The organism is Amycolatopsis sp. MEPSY49, assembly GCF_051337345.1.
Classification (GTDB): Bacteria; Actinomycetota; Actinomycetes; order Mycobacteriales; family Pseudonocardiaceae; genus Amycolatopsis.
Map to the genome: position 1 here is coordinate 93,370 of NZ_JBDLYJ010000020.1, position 21,894 is coordinate 115,263.

Here is a 21,894-nt window from a genome sequence, read left to right on the forward strand (position 1 = left end):
CTCGATCGGCGGGAGGACGCGGCGATGATCCTGGACCAGGTGGTTTCCCGGCACGACCCCGCGTTCGACGTCGCAAGCGCGCAGCTCGGGCTCGGCCTCGACGGGCTCGTCTACCTCACCGCCGGCGGGCGCGTGCTCCGCGTCGGCCCGGACGGGTCGTCGCCGAAACTCGGCCAGGTCGGGTACTCCGCCCTCGCCGTCACCGCCGGGGCGGACGGCACCGTCGTCACCGCCGAAGCGCACTTCCCGCACCGGGTCGCGTTCTGGGACCGGTGGTGGAACGCGCTGGGCCACCTCGACGACTTCACCGACAACGACACCGTCGGCTGGGCCGCGCCCGCCGCTGTCGAAGCGGGCGCGTCGGGTGACTTCTACGCCCTCGACCAGTACGAGAAGCGAGTGCTGCGGCTCAACCGCGGCGGTGTGGTGGCCGTGCACCCGCTCGACGTCACGGCGGAGGCCAGGAACTACACCGGCGGGCTCCGCGTCGCCGAGGCGCGCGGCCGTCTCTACACCGCCTGGCAGGCCGGGGGCATCTGGGCCACGACGTTCGACGGCCGTCCACTGTGGAACGTCCCGGTGCGGCCCGCGGGACTTCTGCTGGCTGCCTTCGACATCGCCGACGACGGTCACCTCCACGTCCTCGCCGGGGGCGCCGAAGTCCAGCGGTACGACGACAACGGGTCGCCCGCGGGATCCCTCACCCTCGCCCTGCCCGACTCCCGGTACCCGGTGAGCACCCTCCGCCTGCGTGGCGGCGAGATCTACGTCCGCCGTGACGACCCGGCGACCCTGTTCGAGGTCTACGACCGCACGACCGGCCGGCTCCTCCGCCGCGTCGCGGCCGACGTCGAGCGGCTCACCGTCACCTGTCCGGACGACGTCTGGTTCGCCGGGCAGCCCGTGCCGCTGACGATCGCGCACGACCGCGGGCGCTGGACGGCGGCGCCGCGCTGGCGCGTGTGGGTGCGTCCGCTCGGCGTGCCGGAGTTCACCGAGCTCCCGCTCATCGACGGGAAGGTGACTCCGCCCGCCGGTGCCCGGGGGCTGTACCAGCTGCGCGTCTCGCCGGACGTCCGCGGGCGCCACGCGGAGTACGTCGTGGACGGTGTCGTCGAGATCCGCACGCCGGGTGCGGCCGGCACGGTGTCGGTCTTCACCGAGCTCAACCGGTTCTCCTTCGGCCGTGGCGAACCGGTGCCGGTCACCGTCGTCGCCCGGGGGACCGCGCCCGGCACCGTCCGGCTCGCGGCCGTGAGCGGCGGAAAGCCGGTCGCCACCGCCGACGTCACCCTGACCGGCGGCCGGGGACAGGCGAGCTTCGACACGACATCGTGGCCGATCGGCCGGTATGTCCTCGACGCCGACGTTCCCGGCGCCACGGTCGCGCCGCAGCATCTCGACCTCGGCCCGGGGCTCGCCACCAGGCCCGCGTACCACCTCGTCCAGCACGGTGACTACGGCGACGGCTTCCCGACCGACCCGCGGACGACCAGCACGCTTCCGCCGCGCGTCGCCGACGTCCCGGACGTCCTGCGAGACCATGTCACCCGCGCCAAGAAACTCGGGCTCACCCTTTTCGTCGACCGCCTCGGCTGGGGCTGGCCGGGCCGGTTCCAACAACATTCGGCCGACCCCGCGACGGCCGCCCGGCTCGCCGCCGACCCGGCCGCGGTCGCCCCGGAAAAGGCCGTCTTCGAGGACCCGAGCCGCCGGGCGATCGCCGCGTACGGCGCCCAGGGCATCGAAGAGCAGGCGATCCTGCTGTACATGGACGCCGGGCTGCCGCTCGGGACGCCGTACGACACCCGCAGCCCGGAGCAGATGGAAGCCGACGTCAAGGGCGTCACCGGAATCCTGAAGCACTACCCGGCGTTCCGCGGCTGGAGCTGGGCGGCGAACTGGTGGCTCACCAAGACCGGCGCCGACCTCGCCGCCGACGAGACGGAGAAGGCGGCCTACACCGCCGCGCTGGCGGCGGCCAAGGCCACTGGGGCCTGGGACCCGGTGCTCGACTCCGTCGCCGCGCGGGCGTTCGCGCTGAAGGTCGACGCGGAGGCGCGCTTGCGGGCCGCGGCGGACTCCGTCGACTCGGGCAAGGTGAGCGCGATGACCGGGCCCTACCGCGCGATCCAGAGCCCGCCGCAGGTCCTGTTCGCCCACGCCGACGAGGTCGACGTGCAGTTCCAGGCCGAGCAGATCCAGCCGCCGCAGGTCACCGGGCACGAGGTCGACTTCCAGCGCCGGCCGGGCAAACCCGTCTGGGGCCACCCCGAGCTCTGGAACGACGACGGCACCGGCGGGATGTTCGCCCCGACCGTCCTGCAGCAGGTCATGCGCGGCGCGCACGGCACCGGGATGGTCGGCGACGCCGGCGCCCGGCACATCCCGCCGCACGCGGTCGCGAACGAGCGCACCGGCGGCCTCGGCGCGCGGCCGGGCGACGCGTGGTCGGGCGGCGCGGGCAAGACGTCGATGCTGCGCGCGTTGTTCGACCTGGCCGCGAAGTACGGCCCGGTGACCGCCGGGGCCGAGAACGGCAACCGCGTCGCGATCGTCGTCTCCCGCCGGATGCAGAGCATCGAGGAATGGGACGCCCAGATCTGGAGCAGCTACTTCGCCGCGCAGTTCGAGGCCTACAACGCCTGCCTCTACGCCCACCGCCCGGCGTCGTTCGTCTTCACCGAGGACGCCCACGCCGACGTCCTGCGCGCGTTCGACGCCGTGCTGCTGGTCGGCCAGCGCGTCGAGCTCGACCCGCCACTCGCGGAGGCGCTGCGCACCGCGGGCGTGCCGGTGTACCACGACGGGTCCTGCCGCCCGGAGGTCGTGGCCGGCTACCCGCCGCTCGGCCTGACGTTCGACCGCGTCCGCCGGGATCCGTCGGTGTTCCAGGACGACTCGGCCTACCCGCGGCTGCAGGGCTGCTTCCTGGAGCACGCGGCCGCGCTGCGCAAGGTCCTGGAAGGCGTCAAGCCGGTCGCCGAGTGCGACCAGCCGGAGGTGCTGCTCGGCGACTGGACCGCCGGCGGTGTCCGGTACATCTGGGTGGTCAACAACACGATGCTCGACTGGGACCCCGGCGACGCGTGGCGCGTCGGGCTGTTCATGACGGCCCGGGTGCCGGTGCTGGCCGAGCTGAGCCTCGACGTCCCGCTGCTGCACCAGGTCGTCGACGTGCTCACCGGGAAGCCGGTGACGCTGGTCGGCGGCCGGTTCACCGCCGACCTGCGGACCGCCCCGGCACGGCTGTACGCCGTCGTGCCGGTCGTGCACGGAGTCCTGCCGCCCGCGTCGCCCGACGCGTTCGGCCCGCACGTGCGCGACATCGCCGTCACCGCCGACGGCCGCGACGCGCTGCTGAACTGCTTCGCCTGGGATCACAACGCCTACGGCCTCGACCTGACGACCGGGAAGACCAGGTGGCGCCGGAAGCTGGGGCACCACTTCGCCATCGCGCCGACCGTCCACAGTGGCGGGTTCGCGGTCCGCGGCTTCGACCTCGACACCGCCGAGGGCCACCACCTCTACCTGCTCGACCCCGCGGGCGTGCCGCGGCGGCGGTTCGCGGTGTTCGGGCTGCCGAAGCGCGCCACGGACTGGGCGCAGGGCGAGTGGGCCTACGACACCGGGATGCCCAACTTCGCCGTCGCTCCCGACGGGTCCTGGGTGGCCACCGCCGGCGACCTCGGGGTGGTGGTCTGGGACGCGGCCGGGAACCAGCGCTGGTCGGCGGAGTGGTGGGCCGACGACCGGACCCCGTTGCGGCTGCTGGCCCTCGACGACGACGTGCTCATCGGCTACCGCGGCGAATGGATCACCGGGTACGCGGCCGACAACGGTCTCCAGGTCTTCTCGATCCCGGTGCCGGACGCCGGCTGGTTCGGCGGCGGCGTGGTCAGCGCCGACCGCAGGACCGCGGTGCTGTGGTCCGACGGCGAAGGCGGGCGGCTGTTCGTCGTGCGGGGCGGCGCGGTGGCCGCCACCATCCCGGCTCCGGCCGAGGAGGTCTCCGTCTCCGCCGACGGCAGCCGGATCGCCGTCACCGCCGGGCGCAAGCTGTCGCTGTTCGACGCGGCCACCGGTCTGCTGTGGACGTTCACCGGCGACGACCTCCTGCGCCGGCCCCGGATTTCCGCCGACGGCGCCCGGGTGGCGGTCGGCAGCGAGCTCGGCACCCTCACCGTGCTCTCCGGCGACGGCGTGGTGCTGGCCGAGCGCGACCTGCGCGCGCTGCCGGTCGCGGCCTGGCTGCCCGGCGGCGACCTGCTGGTGGCGACCTGGCTCGGCACGGTGATCCGCTACGACGGAAGGTTCGCCGAGCGGTGGCGGACGAAGCTGGCCCCCACCGAGACCGACGCCCGCGCGAAACTACGGCTGCCGGACCCGACCCCGACCACCCGCAAGACCGGCTGGGGCAACGCCGTCCACCCGCCGCTGCCGCTGACACCGAACCTGCTGACGGACACGAGTGCGCTGATCACGGCCGAGTCGGTCCGGCCCCAGCAGGCCCTGGAGGGCCGCCACTCCGCCGACCTGCTGCGCGACGGCAAGACCGACCCGCCGCCGGAGCCGTGGCTGCACTGGCACGACATCGGCCTGGTGAACAGCGGCTGGCGGGACGAGCTGGTGCTGAAGTTCGACGCCTTCCGCACGCAGCTGCGGCTGACCGGCGTCACCCTCGCCGAAGACCCGGCCCACCCGGCGTCCTGGCTGCGCGACCTGCGCATCCAGTGGTGGGACGCGGAAACCGAGCGGTGGCAGGACGGGCCGCTGCTGTTGTCCGACGAGCCGCTGCACAGCCACGTCTTCGACCAGCCCCTGGAGGCGGCCCGCTTCCGGTTCGCCACGACCGGCGGCGGCAGCTGGCCCGGCGGCAACATCCGGCTCGGCGAGGTGGTGTTCCACGGCGAGCAGCTCGGCGCGTCGCACCGTGACGTGCTCGCCCGGCGCGGCCGGGCGACGTTGTTCGACGACCGCGTCGGCGACCTCGCCGCCATGCTGTACTTCCCGGTGTTCGGGTTCCACCAGGGCGACGCGTATTCGGGCAGCACGTGTCTCGAGCTCTCCGGCGCGGGAGAGGCGCACCCGTTCTACCGCGCGCCGTTCGGACACGCCATCCCCGACTGGGACTTCACGATCGCCGAGAACCCGCAGCCCGGTCAGTACCGCTGGCTGCAATTCGCGTGGACGGCGACGTCGCCCGGCACGACGGGGATCGGGGTGCGGCTGGGCCACCCGTGGCCGGCCCCGGCCTACTGCGTGTTCGCCGGGGATTCGCGCTGGCCCGACTACTCGGTGCTCGCCGAGCACCGGGTGCCCGGCGAGCCACCGTCCGCGTGGACGAAGGTCCGCGTGGACCTTTGGGCCCTCTCGGGCGGCAAGCCGGTGCCGGTGCGCGGGTTCGGCCTCCGCGCGGACGGCGCCGGCGCCCGGTTCGACCAGCTGGTGCTGGGCCGGACCGAGGCCGATCTGCCGTGACGTGCCTCGGATCTCGACGAGGTGGCGGACCGCTTCGGCCGGCCGCGTCGCCGGGCGCCCGATGAACTCGGAGCGGCGGCTGCTCGGCCCGAACATGATCACCGGCGAGCGTCGAGGGCTGCAAGGCCGAGCGAGCGGGTGAGCCGTTGCTCGTCCGGGCGCGTGGGGTGGGCGCCGCCCGTCCCGAATCGGATCGGGTCGCACTCCTCGCCGTTCCGGCCAGTCGGCAATCGTCGGCCGGGTCGTTCGGGCGGTGCGGGCCGGCCGACGTGCCGGACCCGTCGGCCGGCGCCGCCGGAGCTACTTCTGTACGACCCCGACCTGCCGGGCGAGCTGATCGGGATTGATGTCCAGCCACTGGTAGCCGAAACTGTTCCACAGGTCGCAGTGCTGCGCGGCGGCGAACGCGGTCGAGGCCACCGCCGAGCTGCCGCCGAGCCGGAGGATCATCGCCCCCTTGTCCTTGACGCCCGGCCATTCCGCCTGCCCGGCGGCGTCCGGGGTGCCCTGGCGGACGAACGCGCCCCAGTACCGGACCATTTCGGCCGACAGCCGGAGCTGGTCGCGGTCGTAGACGCTGGTCGCCGTGGGCCAGAGATAGGCCTGGTCCGCCGCGTGCGCCGCGCCGGCGTCGAAGGAGCCCGGGGCCGGCGGGGCGGAGGGGCTTCGCGCGTCGAAGCGGTACAGGAACGTCTTCGGCTGATACCTCGAGAACTGTTGCGCCAGCCGGGCGTACTGGCAGCCGCCCAGTCCGTAGAAGACACTCGAGTCCGTCCACACCGCACCCAAGGCATAGGCCGCCGTGTTCTGGGCGGGGTAGTTGCTCAGCGGGTACACCTTCTCGACGTCCGCCGCGCGGTTGCCGAAGAGGTACTCGAGGCTTTTCGTGTACTGGGCGGGCGTGGCGGTGGCGAACGGCTGGGCCCAGCCCCGTACTTCGTCGCGGGTGCTGCCGATCAGGAGAGGGACCCGCTCGAAGCGGCCCGTGCGCACGGCTTCGGCGGGCGGGAGGGGCAGTTCCGGCACGCCGGCGGTCGGCAGCGGGCCGGTGAGGATGCCGCCGCGGAAGCCGGCGCTCGCGCTCTGGAGCTCGGCCGCGGACTTGGCGCGCAGGCAGCTGACCGCGTCGGCGGTGCAGCCGGCGTCGGCGGCGAACCGCGCGCCGGCCGCCTGGGACTCGGCGACGGTGTGGCTCGGGCAGCCGCCGCTCTGGATGATGGCGCCGTCGATCAGGCCGCGCGTCAGGGGCGACGAAAGCAGCGCGCACACCGAGTGGCCGCCGGCGGAGAGCCCGGAAACGGTCACGGCCTTGTGGTCGCCGCCGAACCGGTCGATGTTGCGGTTGGCCCAGTCCAGGGCGGCGACCTGGTCGAGCAGGCCGTAGTTGCCCGCGCCGGAGTTGCTCAAGCCGGGCAGGCCGAGGAAGCCGAACGCGCCGAGCCGGTAGTTGATCGTCACGACGACGATGTTGTTCGTCTCGGCCAGGAGCGACCCGTCGAACGCGCTGCCGGAGCCGGACGAGAACCCGCCGCCGTGGATCCACAGCAGCACCGGCAGCCGCTCGTGCGTCGCCCGCGCCGGGCGGCAGCCGGCCGCCGATCCGGGAGTGCGAGTGGATGTTCGCCTCGCCGGCGACCTTCTCCAGGAACAGCACGTGGGCGCCGTCGAGCACGGCCAGGTGGATCGTCGCGCGGGTGGCGGCGAACAGGTCGGCCAGCGCGGGCCGGGCGACCGCGCGCAGCACCGCCGAAGCCGGTACCCGCTGGCCGAGCTCGAACATCCGCAGGCCGAGCTGGTAGCAGTCGCCGCGGCGCTCCAGCAGGCCCCACTCGACCAGCTCCTGCGCCAGGCGGTACGCCGACGCCTTCGGCACGCCGGACCGGCGGCTCAGGTCGGTCAGTCCCAGCTGGTAGGCGCCGGATTCGAACGCGCCGAGCAGCAGCTGCGCCTTGCCGAGCACCGAACTGGGCCGGCCTTCGTCCTCGGTGGACATGGCACCTCCTCGCGGCTGTGGATTATCACCACGCGGAAAGATCCAAGTCCAGCGGACGTCACCGTCCGTTACCAGCGAGTTTCCGGTCGTTCCCGCCGTGAAACGGTCTGGTGACGCGGTTCGGTAGGCGGACCGCCGGGTTAGGTCCGCCGGGGGTGACGGCGAACACTCCCGGGCACCTCCATTCCGACCTCAGGGAGCCGCATGACGACGGAGTACGGCTACGTCAAGGTGCCCGGCGGCCAGGTGCACTACGCGGAGCAGGGAACCGGCCCGGCCGTGCTCCTGCTGCACCAGACCCCGCGCTCGCACGACGAGTTCCGCGAGCTGCAGCCGCTGCTGGCCGCGGACCACCGGGTGATCGCGCTCGACATGCCGGGCTTCGGCAACAGCACACCGCTGCCCGCGCCCCAGCACATCGAGGACTACGCCCGTGGCGTCCTCGCGGCACTGGACGCGCTCGGGGTGGACCGCACGGCGGTGGTCGGCCACCACACCGGCGGCGTGGTGGCGGTCGAGCTGGCCGCCGCGGCACCCGGCCGGATCACCGCCGTGGTCCTGTCGTCGACGCCGTGGGCGGACGCGGGCTACCGTGCGTCGCATGTGGACGGTCCCGGGGTCGACGACGCCGCTCGCGAACCCGGCGGCGGCCACCTGCTCGCGTGGTGGGAACAGCGGCGCCCCTACTACCCGAAGGCGGCGACCGGCCTGCTCGACCGGTTCGTCCGGGACGCCCTGGCTCCCGGCGTCGACCCGCGCGAAGGTCACCTGGCGTGCGCCCGGTACGAGATGGAACGGCGGATCGGGCAGGTGCGCGCCCCCGCCCTGCTCCTCGGCGCGGGCGCCGACCCGTTCGCCCTGCCCGCATTGGAGCCCCTGGAACAGCACCTGACCGGGGCTGCCCTCGTGCACCTGGCTGTGATCGACGGCGGCACGGTCGCGCTCATGGAGGACAAGGCCGACGAGGTCGCGGCCACGGTGCTGCCCTTCCTGCGCCGGTTCACCCGGTCCGCTGATTGAACCCGCGCGTTGCCGACGTCCCGGCCCGCACACGAAAGTACGCCAACTCAACCGGCTCTTCCGGAGGCAACCATGTCCGCTGGTACACAACCACAACGGCAACAGACCAGGGCCGCGCTGGCCGGGTGGTTCGGCACCACCGTCGAGTTCTACGACTTCTTCGTCTACGGCCTGGCGGCGTCGCTGCTGTTCCCCAAGGTCTTCTTCCCCGCCGCCGACCCGGTGGTGGGCACGCTCATCTCGCTCTCCAGCTTCGGGGTCGGCTACGTCGCCCGCCCGTTCGGCGCCCTGCTGTTCGGGCACCTCGGTGACCGGCTCGGCCGCAAGTCCATTTTGGTCACCACGCTGATGATGATGGGCGTCGCGACCACGGCGATCGGGCTGCTGCCGTCGTACGGCACTCTCGGCATCGCCGCGCCGATCCTGCTCGTCGCGCTCCGGATCGTGCAGGGCGTGTCCCTCGGCGGCGAGTCCAGCGGTGCCGTGCTGCTCACCGTCGAACACGCCGACCAGCGGCGGCGCGGGTTCTTCGGCGGCATCCTCAACACCGGCACGGCGGTCGGGACCATCCTGGCCAACGCGATGTTCCTGCTCGTGGCCCGGCTGCCCGAAGACGCGCAGCTCGCCTGGGGCTGGCGCATCCCGTTCCTCGTGAGCGTGCTGCTCGTCGTCGCCGGGCTGGTGATCCGGCTGGGCCTGCGGGAGAGCCCGGAGTTCGCGGACGTCAAGGGCGCCGGCGCGGTGCACAAGCTGCCGCTGGTGGACGTCCTGCGCCGGTGCGGCGGCACCGTCGTCCTGGTGACGCTGGCGACGCTCGGCGCCGGCGTCACGATCACCGTGAGCTCGGTGTACGTGCTGACGTACGGCAAGACCGAGCTGGGCGTGAGCACGTCGACGATGATCGACGTCCTGCTGCCCGGGCTGTTCGTGGTCGTGATCGGCGCGCCGCTGTACGGCAGGCTGGCCGACCGGATCGGGCCGAAGACGGTCTTCGTCACCGCCGCCGTCGCGATGGTCGTGCTCTCGTTCGCCTGGTTCCCCTTGCTGAACACGGGAAATCCCTGGCTGATGTTCCTCGGGTTCGCGCTGCTGTTCGCGGGCTACGCCGCCAACTTCGCGATGTTCCCGGTCTTTTTCTCGGAGGCGTTCCCGGTTTCGCTGCAGTTCAGCGGGATGGCGATCGGCTTCACCCTCGGCACGATCCTCGGCAACGCCTTCGCTCCCGCGATCAGCGCGTCCCTGCTGGAGTCGACCGGCACGTGGGTGTCCATCGCCGCGTACATGGCGGTGGCATGGGCGCTGACCGCGGTCGGCGGGCTGCTGCTGCGGCCCGCGCCGTCCGAGCAGCCGGAGGTCCTCCGTGAGGCGTCCGGGGCGCCGGCGGCATGAGGATCGGGGTCCGGGTTCCGCCGTGCGTCCCGCTGCCGGAGCTGGTGGCCTTCGTCCAGGAGGTCGAACGCCTGGGGTTCGACGACGTGTGGTTCCCGGACTCGCAGCTGCTGTGGCGGGACGTCTTCGCCACAGCGGCCGCGGCCGCCGCCGGCACGTCGATGATCGGGCTCGGCACGGCGGTGACGAACGTCGTCACCCGGCACCCGTCGGTGGTGGCGGGCGCGGCGCGGACCGTGGCCGAACTCGCGCCCGGCCGGTTCGTGCTCGGCGTCGGCGTGGGCAACAGCTCGGTCGTCCCGGCCGGGCTCGCCCCGTCGACCCGGGCCGGGCTGCGTGCCGGGCTCCGGGTGATCCGATCCCTGCTGGCCGGGGACGAGGTGGACTTCGGCGGCGTGCGGTCGCGGTTGCGCGACCCGGTCGCCGTGCCGCTCCACCTGGCGGCGAGCGGGCCGCGGAACCTGCGACTGGCCGGGGAGATCGCGGACGGTGCGATCCTGCTGTCCGGCGTGGCCCCGGAGCCCCTGGAGGCCGCGATGCGGCAGGTGACGGCCGGCGGATCCGTGCCGATCACCGTGTCGGCGTTCTGCCGCGTCACCGACTCGGTACGGCTTGACGCCCGGGAACTGAAGCCGGTGTGCCTGAGCATCGCGGCCAACGGCGGGGCGACGTTCCTCGCTTCGGCGGGGGTAGACGTGCGCGTGCCGGAGCGGCTGCCGCAACTGCGTCCGGACTTGCTGCACGCCGAGTCCTGGGACTCGGCGGTCCGGGCCTGTGAATCCTTTGTGGACGACGAAACCGCCGAGCTGTTCGCCCGGCGGTTCTGTTTGTACGGCACGGCCGCCGAAATCGCGGCCCGGCTGACCGAGCTGGCCCGGTCCGGCGTGTCGGCGGTGCTGCTGCAGCACGTAGGTTCCTACGATCTGCCGCGGCAGCTGACCGCCGACTTCGCCGGCCGGGTACTGCCCGCGCTGGGGCGCTAACCCGCGAGGTCGAGCGCGATGTCGGTGATCATGTCCTCCTGGCCGCCGACCATGCCCCGGCGGCCGACCTCGACGAGGATCGCCCGGGTGTCGAGTCCGTACCGCACCGCGGCCGCTTCGGCGTGGCGCAGGAAGCTCGAGTAGACGCCCGCGTAACCCAGGCTCAGCGTCTCGCGGTCGACCCGGACTTCCCGGTCCTGCAACGGGCGCACCAGGTCGTCGGCGGCATCCATCAGCGGGAACAGCTCGCAGCCGTGGTCCCAGCCCATCAGGTCCGCCACCGCGATGAACGCTTCGAGGGGGCAGTTGCCCGCCCCGGCGCCCTGCCCGGCGAGGGACGCGTCGATCCGGACGGCGCCGTTTTCGGCCGCGACGACGCTGTTGGCGACGCCCAGGGCGAGGTTGTGGTGGGCGTGGATGCCGATCTGCGTCCCCGGGTCGAGGACGTCCCGGTAGGCGCGGACCCGATCGCGGACGCCATCCATGGTGAGCCGGCCGCCGGAGTCGGTGACGTAGACGCACGCGGCGCCGTAGGACTCCATGAGCTTGGCCTGCTTGGCGAGTTCGCTCGGCTCGGCCATGTGGGACATCATCAGGAAGCCGGCGACGTCCATCCCGAGTTCGCGGGCGGCGCCGATGTGCTGGGCGGAGATGTCGGCTTCGGTGCAGTGCGTGGCGACGCGGACCGAGCGGACGCCGAGCCGGTGGGCCTCCCGCAGGTCGTGCAGCGTGCCGATCCCGGGCAGCAAGAGCGTGGTCGGGATGGCGTTGCGGGTGACGTCGCAGACCGCTTCGATCCATTCCCAGTCGGTGTGGGCGCCGACGCCGTAGTTGATGCTGGACCCGGAAAGCCCGTCGCCGTGGGCGATTTCGATGGCGGCCACGCCGGCGGCGTCGAGGGCGCCGGCGATCGCGCGTGCCTGCTCGACGGTGTAGCGGTGGCGGATGGCGTGCATGCCGTCCCGCAGGGTGACGTCCTGGATGTACAGGTCGGTCATCGGACTGCCTCCTGAGCGGCCATGCGTTCGGCGGTGCGCAGCGCGGCCGAGGTCATGATGTCGAGGTTCCCGGCGTAGGCGGGCAGGTAGTGCGCGGCGCCCTCGACCTCGAGGAACACCGACACCTTGACCGCGTCGCCGGTGGGGACCAGGCGGTGCAGCGGGTCGTCGGCGGCGACGGTCTCGAACTGGACCTTCTGCTTGAGCCGGTAGCCCGGGACGTAGGCCTGCACCCGGCCGACCATTTCTTCGATGGACGCGGTGACGGCTTCGGTGTCCACATCGGATACCAGACAGTGCACGGTGTCGCGCATGATGAGCGGCGGTTCGGCCGGGTTGAGCACGATGATGGCCTTGCCGCGGGTGGCACCGCCGACCTTTTCGATCGCGGCCGCGGTGGTCTCGGTGAACTCGTCGATGTTGGCGCGCGTGCCCGGCCCCGCCGAGCGCGACGAGATGGACGCGATGATTTCGCCGTAGTGCACCGGGGTCACCGCGCGGACGGCCGCCACGATCGGGATGGTGGCCTGGCCGCCGCAGGTGACCATGTTGACGTTGGGGGCGTCGAGGTGCTCGCCGAGGTTGACCGGCGGGACGACGTAGGGCCCGAGGGCAGCGGGCGTCAGATCGATGACGGTCCGGCCGAGGCCGCGCAGGACCTCGTCGTGACGGCGGTGCGCGCCCGCGGAGGTGGCGTCGAAGACGTACTGGACGTCGGCGAACTCGTCGAGCCGGACGAGGCCGTCGACGCCCTCGTGCGTGGTGGCGACCTTGAGCCGGCGGGCGCGGGCGAGCCCGTCGGACGCGGGGTCGATCCCGGCCATGGCGGCGATTTCCAGGTGCTCGGACAGGCGCAGGACCTTGATCATCAGGTCGGTGCCGATGTTGCCCGATCCGATGATGGCGACTTTCGCGCTCATGCGACCCCTCCGAAACTGATCGTGACCTCGCCGAGCCCCGAGATCCGGGCGGTGAAGACGTCGCCGGGCGCGGCGGGCACCATCGGGCCCAGTGCGCCGGTGAGGACGATGTCGCCCGCCCGCAGCGGTTCCCCGCGGCGGGCCAGCGTGGTGGCGAGCCAGGCGGCCGCGTTGAGGGGGTCGCCGAGGCAGTCGCGGCCGGTGCCCCGGGAGACGAGTTCGGTGCCACGGTGGAGCTGCATCTCGACGTCGGCGGGCTCGACGTCGTCGATCGCCTCGCGGGCGTCGCCGAGGACGAACATGCCCGAGGAAGCGTTGTCGGCGACGGTGTCGACGATGGTGATGTCCCAGTCGGCGATCCGGCTGTCGACGATCTCCAGCGCCGGGGCGAGGAACGCGGTGGCCGCGCGGACGTCGGCGACCGAGCAGTCCGGACCGGGCAGGTCGGCGCCGAGGATCAGGGCGATCTCGGCCTCCACCTTGGGCTGCAGCAGCCGGCCGGCGGGAACTGTTCCTTCGTGGCCGAGGGCCATGTCGGAGAACAGTGCGCCGAAGTCGGGGCGGTCGACGCCCAGCTGGCGTTGCACGGCCGGTGACGTCAGACCGATCTTGCGCCCGACCAGGCGGTGCCCGGCCGCGAGCACGCGCTCGGTGTGCAGCCGCTGCACCTCGTAAGCCGCGTCGATGTCGCCGTCGGCGAAGAGGTCGCGGATCGGCGGACACGGCGTGGCAGTGGCGGCCGCGGCCGCGAGCACCGCCGCGGCCTTGGGGACGGCCTCGTTCATCAGGGACCTCCGGAGCAGGGATCGTGACCCGCCAGGTATAGGCCCCGGCCCTCCGGTCTGCCAAAGTTTGTACCGTGACACGGAACAGTGAGAACGGCAACATGCTCGACAAGGCGGCCGCCGTCCTGGCGGTGTATCGCCCGGACGGCGGGTCGTTCCGCCTGACGGAACTCGCGGCCCGGGCGGGGCTGACCAAGACGACGGCGTTCCGGGTGGCCGGCGACCTCGTCCGCCTCGGGTTCCTGGAGCGGGCGGGGGAGCGGTACCGGCTGGGCGGCACGCTGTTCGAGCTGGGTTCGCTCGTGCCTCGGCGTCAGGACCTCCGCGAGGCCGCCCTGCCGTTCCTGCAGGACCTGTTCGAAAGCACCCGCCAGACCGTCCACTTCGGAATCCGCGACGACCGCGAAGTCGTGTACCTCGAACGCATCCACGGCCACGACGCGGTCCCGCTGCCGTCCCGCATCGGTGGCCGGCTCCCGCTCACCTGCACGGCGATCGGCAAGGCCCTGCTGGCGTTCTCCGACCCGTCGCTGGCAGACGCGATCCTCGCGGATCCGTTGCCGCAGCTGACGTCGTCGTCGATCACCGACCCGGTCCGGTTGCGCACGGCCTTGGAGCAGACGCAGGTGTCCGGCCTGGCGTACGAAGAGCAGGAAGCCGCGCTCGGCGTGAGCTGCATCGCGGCGCCGGTGTTCAGCGGCGCGGTCGCCGTCGCGGCGCTGTCGGTGGCGGTCCCGCGCGAGCAGTTCCGGCCGGCGCACCTGGCCCCGGCGGTCCGGACGGCCGCGTTGGGCTTGTCGCGGACACTGCGCCTCTCCGCCGAGCCGAAATGACTGCCGAATCTTTAAATGCAGTCCAAGTCGACGCCGTGTGCTTCGCCGTGACTGTGGCAGCCGGCCCGCCGCCGCTGGCCTTGCTGTTGGCCGTCGAGCTACCGATCCGATTTTTGCGCCGCCGCCGAGCCGAGGCAACCGCTGGCACGGCGGTGATCGAGGCGGCTCGCCTCACTTAGGTTCCGTGCCGAGCGGATCGTGCCGACGACTCATCAGGACGGTAATGCATCAGTTCTGGCGGAGCTGTCGGACTGGGCTTCGATCTCGGCGAGGCGTTCAGTCAGTGCGTCGTGGATGAAGCGGTAGGCGTGCGTGACCGTGCTCTCGATGATTCGAGCTGCCATCAGCGCGGGGTCACCGACCGCGGGCCAGGAAGGCGCCTGCACGCCCGCACCAGCGCGGCTGGTGAGCCGTCGTAGGCGCTGGTCCACTGTCCGGTCTGCAGTGTCTGATCTGCTCGGTGGTCAGTTCCTCCACGGTTCCGTACAGCCCGTGTCCGGCGTTGTCGACCACGACATCGATGCGCCCGCACTCGTACTCGATCTTCCAGTCGCTGATCACGACCCGGGCCGGGGCAGCGACCAGAACACGGTGATCTGCACGCACTCGTCGTGAAGCCGGCCCGTGAACGACTCGCCTCGCCACTCGCCCGGCTGCCACTACGTCACCATGCCCCGCGTCGGCAGCGCCTTCAGTCGCGCTGTGCCGCGACCAGCACGGGCCCGCCCGGCACCGTCGGGAATTCCCGTTCACCCCGCAGGCCGTGCGCGGTGAGAGCGTTCGCCATCCGGTCCGCGTCGTAGGCGTTGCCGCCGTTGCGTGCGGCGTGCCAGCCGGCGACGGCGCGAAGCAGGGGATCGGAGGCCGCCGAGTTGGTGCCCACGACGATCCAGCCACCGGGTTTCAGAGCTTCGATCAGTCGTGGCAATCCTTGGATCAGGGCAGCCTCCGACAGGAAGGGGGCGGGCAGCCAGACCATGTCGTAGGCGGCTCGGTCCGCCACATCGACGACGTCGGCGTGACGCAGGGTGACGCGGCCGGCGGCCTCGGTACCGACGTCGGCCAGTTCCCTGCGCGCCAGTTCCAGCACGCGCTCCATAACGTCGACGCCGACGACCTCGGCACGGGGAAACGCCTCCGCCAGCGCCAGCGCCAACGCCGCGATGCCGGTGCCGACGTCCAGGATCCGGCTACCCGGCCGGTCCAGCCGCTCCGCGAGACCAGGCAGGGCGGGAACGACCTCGCCGGCGATGGCGCGGCCGGTGCCCGCGGAGGCGCGGCCCTGATTGCGCAACACCTCGTCGTCCTGGTCCGCCCAGCCGCCAGCCGCACCTTGGTCTCCCGCAGCCGCACCCACCGCCTGACGAAGCGAACTCAGGCGTGCCTGCGCCGCGCTGCGGCTCGTCGGACCGTCGGGGTACTGGTACGACCGATGCAGAACCAGTGAGTCCCCGTCCCGCCGCACCAGTCCGGCCGCTTCGAGTACGGCAGTGCGATGCGGGTTGGCCGTCAAGACATCGGCCAGCGGCTTCGTGGCGGCGTCGTCCAGGGTGGCGATGAGGGCCGCCAGCGCCCAGGTGAAGGCTTCCAAGGTGGTGGACGGGTCGTCGTTCGGGTCCAGGGAGAGGAGGGAGGACGGGGTGGGCACGGACATTCGCGGCCTTTCCTGCTGGTAGCGCTTGTGACGATCATTGTCACGCAACGGAAATCAACTCGGCACGGCGCCTTGCGGTGGGCTGTGCGTTCAACGCCGCTGCGCCCGCATCGTTTCCCGAACGGTGAAGTACCAGAAGTTCAGATGGTGCCGGACCAGGCTGCTTCGAGGGAGCTGGGGCCGGGTGACCCCGAGTTCCGCGAGGCTCGTGGGGGCCCCAGTCCGGCGACCAGCTCGTGCAGGCGGGTACGGCAAGGGGAGCGTCGAGTGCTCTGCTCACCACGGCGGCGGCGTGGGGTTGCGGCCGGCAGCGTGAACGCGGCGACGTGCGGGAGCAGGACGGCATGCCGCCGAGTACGTGGCAGAGCTTGTGGTGCAGGCCCATCGTCGTCGCGCCGAGGCACGCCCCGCGCAGCCAAGCGCCCCGCAGTGCGGTCGCCCGGGCCGGCAGCACCGACCGATCCCGCCCGGTCCGCTTGCGTGCGTCCTCGGTGATCCCCCGGACCGGGGTCATCTCGGATCCCGCGTAGGTCGTCGGCAGCGCGATGTAGGGCAGGCCGGCGCGCAGGGACAGGGCACGGGGCGTGCCGGACCCCGGCCCCGGCGGCGGCACCCGCTCGATCAGGGCACGAACGAGGCCAGCTGCTCGTCGAGCCACGGGTAAAGCTCCTCGGCCTTGGTGCCGAGCCGGGACTTCAGGTTCCGCGTGGGCTCGTCGGCCAGCACCTCGAGCGAACCGTCCGCGACAGCGTCATAGGCTTGGGCCACCACGCTTTCGGCGCTGACCTTGGGTACGTCCCAGCGCGCCGACATCGGCGTGTCGACCATGCCGACGAGCAGGCCGACGACCTGCGTGCCGCGCGGGCCGAGTTCGGTCCGCAGCGCGTTGGTGGCCGACCACATCGCCGCCTTCGACGCCGCGTAGCCGGTCGGCACATTGATCCAGGCCGCCGCGGAGAGGATGTTCAGCAGCGTGCCGCCGCCGTTGGCCGCGAGCACCGGGGTGAAGGCGTTCGCGACCCGCAAGGTGCCGAAGAAGTTCGTCTCGAAGATCCGGCGGAGCTCGTCCTCCGGCCCGGAAATGGAGTCCCCGGCGGGCGCGACGGCAGCGTTGTTGATCAGCAGGTCGACGTCCGACGCGGCCGCGGCGGCCCGCGCGACGCTCGCCGCATCGGTGAGGTCGAGGGCGAGCGGCCGGACGCGGGCGTCGTCCCACTGCTTCGGGGTGCGGGCGGTGGCGTAGACCTTTGCCGCACCCCGCTCCAGCGCCTGCTGGACGAACTGTTCGCCGAGACCGCCGTTGGCGCCCGTCACGAGCACCGTACGGCCGTCGAGTGACTGACTCATCTAGACTCCTTGTCAAGTGGGGAACGTCCCCGGATTCATTATGCGGGGACAGTCCCCACTTCGCCAGGAGGAGTGTCGATGGCCACGGTCCGGAAGCTGCGCGCCGACGCCCGGCGCAACCGAGACGCGATCGTCGAGGCGGCCCGCGAAGTCTTCGAGGCCGAGGGCGCGCTGACCTCGCTCGACGGCATCGCCCTGCGCGCGGGAGTCGGCAACGCCACTCTCTACCGCCACTTCCCGACCCGCGACGACCTGCTCGCCGCCGTCATCGCGAGCAGCATCGCCGAGGCGTTGGGCGAAGCCGACGAGCTGGCCCGCACCCGCTCCGCGCGTGAGGCGCTCGTCGAGTGGCTGGTGCTGCTGACCTGGCGGTTGCGCGTCTGGCACGACCTGCCGTACTGCCTGGCCACCGCGCTGCAGGACGCCGAGTCGCCGATGAAACCGGCCTACGACCCGCTGCTCGATCGGACGAGCAGCCTCCTCGATTCGGCGGCGGCCGCCGGTGAGCTGGCCGGCCCGGTCGCCGCGGGCGAGGTGTACGAGCTGGTGCTCGCGCTGTCGTGGGCGGTCGACCGGTTCGGCGACGACGAAGCGGCCGCGCGCAGACGGGTTGCGATGGCCACCGCGGGAATCTTCGCCCGGCCCTGACCGCGGCTCGCGGACCAGCGAGCCGGGCTCCCGGCTTTCGCGCCCGGTGAGCGGACTTGCGCCTAGACGGTGGCGACCCCGCTCACCGGAGAGCCCACGGCACCAGGAAGCCGAAGCGGGGGTGCGGTCAGCAGGAACCGGGACCGCCCGTGCTCGCGCAGTCAGCGGGCGAGATCCGCCAGGTACCACCTCTCGCCCAGCGGGATGCCCTGCTTGAAAAGGCAGTGGGTGTGCAGCGGCAGCACGGATTCGGCGCCGGGGCCGGATCCAGGCTGAAGCGCTCCACGGCGAGGTTGTCGGCCACGATCGCCGAGAGCCCGCTGTCGGTGATCCACTGCAGCAGGCGGCCGTCCTGGCTGTCCAGCACGGCGCAGCTGCCGTCCAGCGTCTCCTGGGTCAGGTCGTCGCCGAGCTCGAGCGTGATGGCGGTAAGTCCCGTGTGGACGCACAGGATGTCACCCGCCTCGACGGTCACGTCCTGCGCCGCCATGATCTCGGTGAGCATGTCGTACCCGACGGCGACGCGCCGGTGGCCGACCGCCCGTTCCAAGTCGACCAGCACCCTCGGCCCTGAACGCCGGTCTGGGCCATGGTCTCGATGCCGAGCGCGCCGGCGTGCGGCGGCACCGAACCGGCCGGGTCGCCGAGCACGTCGACGTCGGCCCGATAGCCGTTGTAGTAGCAGATCACGGGCTCGCCGGTGCCGTCGAGATCGAAGACGGCGCCGTGGTGGGCGAAGGAATCCCACTGCGTCGAGTACTGCAGGTAGAGGACCGCGAGGTCGTCGCTGAGGACATCGGGCACCATGAGCGGCCTGCTGCTCGCCCAGCCGCACAACTACAGCGCCCGGCTCGCCGGCAACCGAGCCGGCGCCCACCGGCCCGGGCCCCTCCGGCGTGTGTTCCGTGGCCGGAACGACAGCGGTCACAGCTTTTTGAGCTGCCGCCGGTTGACCGTCAGCACCTCGTTCGACAGGTCCGGTGCGGCATCGGCGATCGCCCGGGAGAGGAGCAGCGCGCCGACCATCTGGCTGAACAGCGCCACCGCGCGCTCGCGGGCTTCGGCGGGAGTGAGCTCGGTGCCGGACTGACGGGCGCGGTCGAGCAGCATGTCGGTGATGGTGGCGAAGTAGCCGTCGAGCCCGCGCCGGTATTCGGCCTGGGCGGCGGCGCCGTGGCGGCCGGCGTCGGAGACGAGGGCGGCCGAGGCGCAGCCGTTCTCGGGGTGGTCGCGGTGCTCGGCGTTGAGGTACTCGTCGACCATGTCGTGCAAGGCCGCGCGCGCCGAGCGGGGATGCGCTTCGCGGATCGCGTCGAGCGCCTCGAGTGAGTCGGTGAAGCCCTGGTGGAGGACTTCGAGAGCGAGGTCGTCCTTCGAGGTGAAGTGGTTGTAGAACCCGCCGTGCGTCATGCCGGCCGACTTCATCAGCTCCTCGATGCCGATGCCGTCGATGCCGCGCAGCCGGAATCCCGCGCCGGCCGCGTTGACGATCTTCTCGTGGTTGAGCCGTTTCTGCTCTTGCGTGATGCGGGGCACGTCGACCACCTTCCTGGCGAGCTCGCTGCCACTACCCAGCTTGACAGTTAATGATGACGACTGCAATCTTTAACTATGATGATGAACGTCATCGAAGAGTGAGGGGACGGTCATGAACTTCGGAACCATCGGCGCCGGGACGGTCGCGCAGGCGATCGCCGGGCACCTCGTGAAGGCCGGCCACAAGGTGACACTCGGCAACAGCCGCGGCCCGGACACGCTGTCCGACGTCGTGACCCGGCTGGGGCCGCTCGCGAGCGCGGGCACGGCCGGCGAAGCGGCCGCCGCCGACATGGTCTTCCTCGCCGTGCCGTGGCCGCGGGTCGGCGACGCGCTGGCCGGACTGCCCGAGTGGGACGGCCGCATCCTGGTCGACACCACCAACAACCTGGAGTCGATGCGGCCGGCCGTCGCCGATCTCGGGGTGGAGACGGCGAGCGAGTTCGTCGCCGACCGTGCGCCGGGCGCGCGCGTGGTCAAGGCCTTCAACACCCTCTACGCCCAGTACATCGCCGCCGATCCCCGGCACGCGGAAGGGCGGCAGCTGCTGTTCTACGCCGGTGACGACGAGGCGGCCAAAGCGGATTTCCGCACCGTCGCCGACGCCGTCGGATTCGCGCCGGTCGACGCCGGGACGCTGCGCGAGGGCGGCCGCCTGATGCAGATCGGCGGCCCGCTTTCGGCTCTGCACGCCCTGAAGCAGGACTGAGGCCATGAAAGCCTTGGCCTATGAGAAGGCACACGCGCTCGACGCGTTCGCCATCGAGCTGACCGAAGTCGCCGAACCTCGGCTGCGGGACGGGGACCTGCTGGTCGAAGTCCGGGCGATCGGCATCAACCCGGGCGAAGCCGCGATCCGGCGGACGCGCAGCGCCGAGCCCGGTGGGAGGGTCGTCCTCGGCTGGGAGTTCGCCGGGGTCGTCGCCGCGGCCGGGCCCGCGGCCACCGGGTTCGCGGCCGGGGACCGGGTGCTGGGCACCGGCGACTTCACCCGCGACGGCAGCTGGGCCGAGCGCGTCGCGGTCGACCACCGGGTGGTGGCCAAGATCCCGGACCGGCTCGCGTTCACCGACGCCGCGTCGCTGCCCATCGGCGTCCTCACGGCCTGGGAATCGCTGTTCCGCGACCAGGACGCACTGCCGCCCGGTGTCGGCCGCGTGCTCGTCGTCGGCGGAGCCGGCGGCGTCGGGTCGATGGCGACGCAGCTGCTCAAGACGACGACGCCGGCGTTCGTGATCAGCACCGCCTCCCGGCCCGAGTCGCGGGAGTGGGCGACGGCGATGGGCGCCGACCTGGTCGTCGACCACCGCGGCGACCTGGCCGGACAGCTCCGCGCGGTGGGGGTCGACCACGTCGACCTGGTGCTCTCGACCTCGGGCACCAGCGGCCACCTGGGGGCGATCGCCGAGGTGCTGCGCCCCTTCGGTCACCTGGCCGCCACCGACCTCGCCGGCCCCTTCGACCCGGGGGCCTTGACGGGCAAATCGCTGTCACTGCACAGCGAGATGGTGTTCAGCAGGATCGTGGCCGGCGGTGACGTCGGCAGCCAGGGCCGGATCCTCGCCCGGACGGTGGACGAGGTCGCGGCGGGCCGGCTGCACCCGATCGTGACCACCACGCTCGAGGGCCTGAGCGCCGAGACCATGAAGGCGGCGCACACCCTCGCCGAGAGCGGCCGGACCATCGGGAAGACCGTGATCCGGATAGCCGAGTGAACGTCTTTGAACCCCACCCTCGATGAAAGGAACTTCCCTGATGACAACGGATCTGCTCGACGGTGAATACGTCCCCAGCGCAGACGCGGCGACCCGCGACCAGGTCGGGCTCTACGAGCGCACGGACGGCCGGGAGGGCGCGACGATGGGGGGCGGCCCGGTGGTCGTGGTGACCATGCGTGGCGCCCGTTCGGGCAAGCTGCGCAAGGTCGCCCTGATGCGCATCGAGCGTGACGGCGTCTACGCGATCGGCGCGGCGGCCGGCGGCCAGGCTCGCAATCCGAGCTGGTTCCACAACCTCGTGGCGCACCCGACGGTGCAGCTGCAGGACGGTCCCGATCGCCGGCTGATGACCGCCCGGGTGGCCGAAGGCGCCGAGCGGGAGAGCTGGCTGGCCTACACCGACGAGCTCTACCCGTTCTTCGCCGGCCTTCGCGCCCAGGCCGCCGAGGCCGGCAACCGCCAGGTGCCGCTGTTCCTGCTCGAACCCATCGAGAGCTGACCGGACTCGCCACGGGTGCCCGCCACCGGCCGGCCGACGGTCCACGACCGGGACGGCGGCCCAGCTCGCTTTCGAAATCTTGACAACAAG

General features: G+C 72.2%; 18 protein-coding genes and 2 pseudogenes. 9 read left to right on the plus strand and 11 right to left on the minus strand.

Annotation, left to right across the window (positions count from 1 at the left end; all coding sequences use genetic code 11):
- Positions 1-24 precede the first annotated feature (24 nt).
- The gene (locus ABFJ78_RS46625; RefSeq protein WP_436393893.1) at positions 25-5,481 is read left to right on the plus strand and encodes a WD40 repeat domain-containing protein; all 5,457 of its coding nucleotides are present in this window, start codon (positions 25-27) and stop codon (positions 5,479-5,481) included.
- A gap of 300 nt (positions 5,482-5,781) precedes the next feature.
- Here the strand turns inward: ABFJ78_RS46625 and ABFJ78_RS46630 are convergent.
- A pseudogene (locus tag ABFJ78_RS46630) lies at positions 5,782-7,041 on the minus strand (carboxylesterase family protein); the annotation flags it as partial.
- 82 nt (positions 7,042-7,123) lie between these two features.
- A pseudogene (locus ABFJ78_RS46635) lies at positions 7,124-7,474 on the minus strand (helix-turn-helix domain-containing protein); the annotation flags it as partial.
- Positions 7,475-7,678: 204 nt separating this feature from the next.
- Here ABFJ78_RS46635 and ABFJ78_RS46640 point away from each other — a divergent pair.
- From ABFJ78_RS46640 to ABFJ78_RS46650, 3 genes are all read left to right on the plus strand, one after another.
- On the plus strand, positions 7,679-8,494 hold the full coding sequence (locus ABFJ78_RS46640) for an alpha/beta fold hydrolase (protein WP_436393894.1): 816 nt from the start codon (positions 7,679-7,681) through the stop codon (positions 8,492-8,494).
- A gap of 72 nt (positions 8,495-8,566) precedes the next feature.
- Entirely contained in the window at positions 8,567-9,883 is a 1,317-nt protein-coding gene (locus ABFJ78_RS46645) for an MFS transporter (protein ID WP_436393895.1), read from the plus strand.
- A complete protein-coding gene (locus ABFJ78_RS46650) occupies positions 9,880-10,866 on the plus strand; it encodes an LLM class flavin-dependent oxidoreductase (protein ID WP_436393896.1) in 987 nt (328 codons plus the stop codon). Before ABFJ78_RS46645 ends, ABFJ78_RS46650 begins: the two co-directional genes overlap by 4 nt.
- On the opposite strand, the gene dmpG is transcribed toward ABFJ78_RS46650, so the two are convergent.
- From dmpG to ABFJ78_RS46665, 3 genes are read right to left on the minus strand one after another with little or no spacing between them, the layout of a single operon-like run.
- The gene (gene dmpG / locus ABFJ78_RS46655) at positions 10,863-11,864 is read right to left on the minus strand and encodes a 4-hydroxy-2-oxovalerate aldolase (RefSeq protein WP_436393897.1); all 1,002 of its coding nucleotides are present in this window, start codon (positions 11,862-11,864) and stop codon (positions 10,863-10,865) included. The genes ABFJ78_RS46650 and dmpG overlap by 4 nt on opposite strands.
- A complete protein-coding gene (locus ABFJ78_RS46660) occupies positions 11,861-12,784 on the minus strand; it encodes an acetaldehyde dehydrogenase (acetylating) (protein WP_436393898.1) in 924 nt (307 codons plus the stop codon). Before ABFJ78_RS46660 ends, dmpG begins: the two co-directional genes overlap by 4 nt.
- The gene (locus ABFJ78_RS46665) at positions 12,781-13,569 is read right to left on the minus strand and encodes a 2-keto-4-pentenoate hydratase (protein ID WP_436393899.1); all 789 of its coding nucleotides are present in this window, start codon (positions 13,567-13,569) and stop codon (positions 12,781-12,783) included. Before ABFJ78_RS46665 ends, ABFJ78_RS46660 begins: the two co-directional genes overlap by 4 nt.
- A gap of 74 nt (positions 13,570-13,643) precedes the next feature.
- Between ABFJ78_RS46665 and ABFJ78_RS46670 the strand changes: the two genes are divergently transcribed.
- Complete coding sequence (locus tag ABFJ78_RS46670; protein WP_436393901.1) at positions 13,644-14,402, plus strand: IclR family transcriptional regulator; 759 nt, start codon at positions 13,644-13,646, stop codon at positions 14,400-14,402.
- A gap of 212 nt (positions 14,403-14,614) precedes the next feature.
- On the opposite strand, the gene ABFJ78_RS46675 is transcribed toward ABFJ78_RS46670, so the two are convergent.
- The 3 genes from ABFJ78_RS46675 to ABFJ78_RS46685 form a co-directional block, all read right to left on the minus strand.
- Complete coding sequence (locus ABFJ78_RS46675; protein ID WP_436393902.1) at positions 14,615-14,788, minus strand: hypothetical protein; 174 nt, start codon at positions 14,786-14,788, stop codon at positions 14,615-14,617.
- Between the two features lie 305 nt (positions 14,789-15,093).
- Positions 15,094-16,056: a class I SAM-dependent methyltransferase gene (locus tag ABFJ78_RS46680; protein ID WP_436393903.1), complete on the minus strand. Its 963-nt coding sequence runs from the start codon at positions 16,054-16,056 to the stop codon at positions 15,094-15,096.
- Positions 16,057-16,677: 621 nt separating this feature from the next.
- Positions 16,678-17,403: an SDR family oxidoreductase gene (locus tag ABFJ78_RS46685; protein WP_436393904.1), complete on the minus strand. Its 726-nt coding sequence runs from the start codon at positions 17,401-17,403 to the stop codon at positions 16,678-16,680.
- A gap of 78 nt (positions 17,404-17,481) precedes the next feature.
- On the opposite strand from ABFJ78_RS46685, the gene ABFJ78_RS46690 reads away from it, so the two are divergent.
- Entirely contained in the window at positions 17,482-18,051 is a 570-nt protein-coding gene (locus tag ABFJ78_RS46690; RefSeq protein ID WP_436393905.1) for a TetR/AcrR family transcriptional regulator, read from the plus strand.
- A gap of 127 nt (positions 18,052-18,178) precedes the next feature.
- Here the strand turns inward: ABFJ78_RS46690 and ABFJ78_RS46695 are convergent, their stop codons facing one another.
- From ABFJ78_RS46695 to ABFJ78_RS46705, 3 genes are all read right to left on the minus strand, one after another.
- Positions 18,179-18,556: a hypothetical protein gene (locus tag ABFJ78_RS46695; RefSeq protein ID WP_436393906.1), complete on the minus strand. Its 378-nt coding sequence runs from the start codon at positions 18,554-18,556 to the stop codon at positions 18,179-18,181.
- Entirely contained in the window at positions 18,523-18,858 is a 336-nt protein-coding gene (locus tag ABFJ78_RS46700; RefSeq protein WP_436393907.1) for a hypothetical protein, read from the minus strand. The genes ABFJ78_RS46695 and ABFJ78_RS46700 overlap by 34 nt, the downstream gene beginning before the upstream one ends.
- Before the next feature lie 117 nt (positions 18,859-18,975).
- Positions 18,976-19,587, minus strand: coding sequence for a TetR/AcrR family transcriptional regulator (locus ABFJ78_RS46705; RefSeq protein WP_436393908.1), 612 nt, complete (start codon positions 19,585-19,587; stop codon positions 18,976-18,978).
- 112 nt (positions 19,588-19,699) lie between these two features.
- Between ABFJ78_RS46705 and ABFJ78_RS46710 the strand changes: the two genes are divergently transcribed.
- Genes ABFJ78_RS46710 through ABFJ78_RS46720 form a run of 3 tightly spaced genes read left to right on the plus strand, consistent with a single transcriptional unit; the run spans position 19,700 to position 21,804 of the window.
- Positions 19,700-20,296: an NADPH-dependent F420 reductase gene (locus ABFJ78_RS46710; RefSeq protein ID WP_436393910.1), complete on the plus strand. Its 597-nt coding sequence runs from the start codon at positions 19,700-19,702 to the stop codon at positions 20,294-20,296.
- A gap of 4 nt (positions 20,297-20,300) precedes the next feature.
- Entirely contained in the window at positions 20,301-21,302 is a 1,002-nt protein-coding gene (locus tag ABFJ78_RS46715; protein ID WP_436393911.1) for an alcohol dehydrogenase catalytic domain-containing protein, read from the plus strand.
- 40 nt (positions 21,303-21,342) lie between these two features.
- On the plus strand, positions 21,343-21,804 hold the full coding sequence (locus ABFJ78_RS46720; protein ID WP_436393912.1) for a nitroreductase/quinone reductase family protein: 462 nt from the start codon (positions 21,343-21,345) through the stop codon (positions 21,802-21,804).
- Positions 21,805-21,894 lie beyond the last annotated feature (90 nt).

What these genes read in the sequence shown, in the direction of transcription:
- ABFJ78_RS46685 (WP_436393904.1), bottom strand. Translation starts at nt 17,403, where the DNA reads ATGAGTCAGTCACTCGACGGCCGTACGGTGCTCGTGACGGGCGCCAAC.
- ABFJ78_RS46690 (WP_436393905.1), top strand. Translation starts at nt 17,482, where the DNA reads ATGGCCACGGTCCGGAAGCTGCGCGCCGACGCCCGGCGCAACCGAGAC.
- ABFJ78_RS46700 (WP_436393907.1), bottom strand. Translation starts at nt 18,858, where the DNA reads ATGGTGCCCGATGTCCTCAGCGACGACCTCGCGGTCCTCTACCTGCAG.
- ABFJ78_RS46660 (WP_436393898.1), bottom strand. Translation starts at nt 12,784, where the DNA reads ATGAGCGCGAAAGTCGCCATCATCGGATCGGGCAACATCGGCACCGAC.
- ABFJ78_RS46625 (WP_436393893.1), top strand. Translation starts at nt 25, where the DNA reads ATGATCCTGGACCAGGTGGTTTCCCGGCACGACCCCGCGTTCGACGTC.
- ABFJ78_RS46715 (WP_436393911.1), top strand. Translation starts at nt 20,301, where the DNA reads ATGAAAGCCTTGGCCTATGAGAAGGCACACGCGCTCGACGCGTTCGCC.
- ABFJ78_RS46650 (WP_436393896.1), top strand. Translation starts at nt 9,880, where the DNA reads ATGAGGATCGGGGTCCGGGTTCCGCCGTGCGTCCCGCTGCCGGAGCTG.
- dmpG (WP_436393897.1), bottom strand. Translation starts at nt 11,864, where the DNA reads ATGACCGACCTGTACATCCAGGACGTCACCCTGCGGGACGGCATGCAC.
- ABFJ78_RS46640 (WP_436393894.1), top strand. Translation starts at nt 7,679, where the DNA reads ATGACGACGGAGTACGGCTACGTCAAGGTGCCCGGCGGCCAGGTGCAC.
- ABFJ78_RS46680 (WP_436393903.1), bottom strand. Translation starts at nt 16,056, where the DNA reads ATGTCCGTGCCCACCCCGTCCTCCCTCCTCTCCCTGGACCCGAACGAC.
- ABFJ78_RS46695 (WP_436393906.1), bottom strand. Translation starts at nt 18,556, where the DNA reads ATGCTCACCGAGATCATGGCGGCGCAGGACGTGACCGTCGAGGCGGGT.
- ABFJ78_RS46665 (WP_436393899.1), bottom strand. Translation starts at nt 13,569, where the DNA reads ATGAACGAGGCCGTCCCCAAGGCCGCGGCGGTGCTCGCGGCCGCGGCC.
- ABFJ78_RS46720 (WP_436393912.1), top strand. Translation starts at nt 21,343, where the DNA reads ATGACAACGGATCTGCTCGACGGTGAATACGTCCCCAGCGCAGACGCG.
- ABFJ78_RS46710 (WP_436393910.1), top strand. Translation starts at nt 19,700, where the DNA reads ATGAACTTCGGAACCATCGGCGCCGGGACGGTCGCGCAGGCGATCGCC.
- ABFJ78_RS46645 (WP_436393895.1), top strand. Translation starts at nt 8,567, where the DNA reads ATGTCCGCTGGTACACAACCACAACGGCAACAGACCAGGGCCGCGCTG.